This is a genomic window from Kitasatospora putterlickiae, from assembly GCF_039527695.1.
GTDB lineage: Bacteria > Actinomycetota > Actinomycetes > Streptomycetales > Streptomycetaceae > Kitasatospora > Kitasatospora putterlickiae.
This window is the reverse complement of sequence record NZ_BAAAKJ010000294.1, coordinates 6,412-7,987: the sequence shown is the minus strand read 5'-3', so window position 1 is coordinate 7,987 and position 1,576 is coordinate 6,412. Positions and strand designations below refer to the sequence as shown.

The 1,576-nt window shown below is 75.8% G+C and carries 2 protein-coding genes; both read left to right on the top strand.

The window, feature by feature from the left end:
* Positions 1-654 (top strand): LysM peptidoglycan-binding domain-containing protein (locus ABD308_RS28530; RefSeq protein WP_344340520.1); only part of this gene is annotated, 654 nt, incomplete at its 5' end.
* A 280-nt stretch (positions 655-934) separates the two neighbouring features.
* A partial coding sequence (locus ABD308_RS28525) for an SDR family NAD(P)-dependent oxidoreductase (protein ID WP_344340515.1) occupies positions 935-1,576 on the top strand: 642 nt, incomplete at its 3' end.

Sequence of the window (1,576 nt, the reverse complement as noted above, 5' to 3'; positions counted from 1 at the left end):
GCTGTCGTGGCGGGCGCCGCTGTCGCGGCCCTGCCGGTGGCCGGCCTCGTCACGGCCACCTCGGCCTCGGCCGCCCCCGCCTCCGCCTGGGACGGCGTCGCCAAGTGCGAGAGCGGCGGCAACTGGGGCATCAGCACCGGCAACGGCTACTACGGCGGGCTCCAGTTCAGCCCGTCCACCTGGCGGGCGTACGGCGGCACCGCCTACGCTCCGCAGGCCCACCAGGCGAGCAGGGCGGAGCAGATCACCGTCGCCGAGAAGGTGCTCGCCAAGCAGGGTCCGGGCGCCTGGCCGGTCTGCTCGGCTCGGGCCGGCCTCAGCAGGGGCGGCGCGCCGCCCGCCGTCGCGGACACCCCCGCCCAGGCGCCGCAGCCGGCCAAGCAGCAGCCGGCCAAGCAGGCCCCGGCCCAGAACCAGAAGCCGGCGGCGCGCAAGGCCCCGGCCCCGTCCCAGGCCGCCCCGGCGCAGGGCGCCGCCAAGCCCGCCGCGCCCGCGAAGCCCGCCGCCGGCGGCTACACCGTCAAGAGCGGTGACACGCTGAGCGGCATCGCCGCCAAGTTCGGCCTCGACCCGGCCGGGCTGCACGCCAGGAACGTCAAGGCGATCGGCACCAACCCGAACCTGATCTTCCCGGGCCAGACCCTGTCGTTCTGACACCGTCCGTCCTGACGCCGTCCGCGTCCTGACACCGGCCGTCGACCCTGATCCGCCCGCCTCGCACTCCCCGGCACCCCCCTGCCCGGGGTCCCGCACGGCCACCCCGCCCCCCGGGGGGTGGCCGTGCGGCGTGTCACGTCCGGCCCGGCCCGGCACGGCGCGCCCGGCGCGGTGGTGGTTGAACGTTGAACGCGATGTCCGAATGCCGCCGGACCGGCGGGCCGCGCGGGCCGAGGATCGAGTCATGTCCGCGAACGATCCGAAGGGTTCTGACGATATGACGACGACCACGCTCGCGAAGCTCGACGGCAAGGTGGCGCTGGTGACCGGCGGCAGCCGGGGCATCGGGGAGGCGGTGGCGCTGCGGCTCGCCGAGGACGGCGCCGACGTGGCGGTGACCTACCTGGGCGGCGCCGAACGGGCCGAGGCGGTCGCGGCCAAGATCACCGCGATGGGCCGCCGCGGCTGGGCGGTCCGGGCCGACAGCGCCGACCCGCGGGAGGTGCGCGCCGCCGTGGAGGCGGTCGCCGACCGGTTCGGGCGGCTCGACATCCTGGTCAACAACGCCGGGGCGGGCTTCATCGGCCCGATCGAGGAGACCGGCCCGGCCGACGTCGACCGGGTGCTGGGGGTCAACGTGCGGGGGCCGTTCCTGTTCGCCCAGGCCGCCGCGGCCCACCTGACCGAGGGCGGCCGGATCGTGACCATCGGCAGCTGCATGGCCAAGCGGGCCGCCTTCCCCGGCGGCAGCCTCTACTCGACCAGCAAGGCGGCGATGATCGGGCTCACCAAGGCGCTGGCCCGCGAGCTGGGCTCGCGCGGGATCACCGTCAACGTGATCCACCCCGGCCCGATCGACACCGACATGAACCCGGCCGACGGCCCGTCGGCCTACTTCCAGTCCGGATTCACCGCGCTC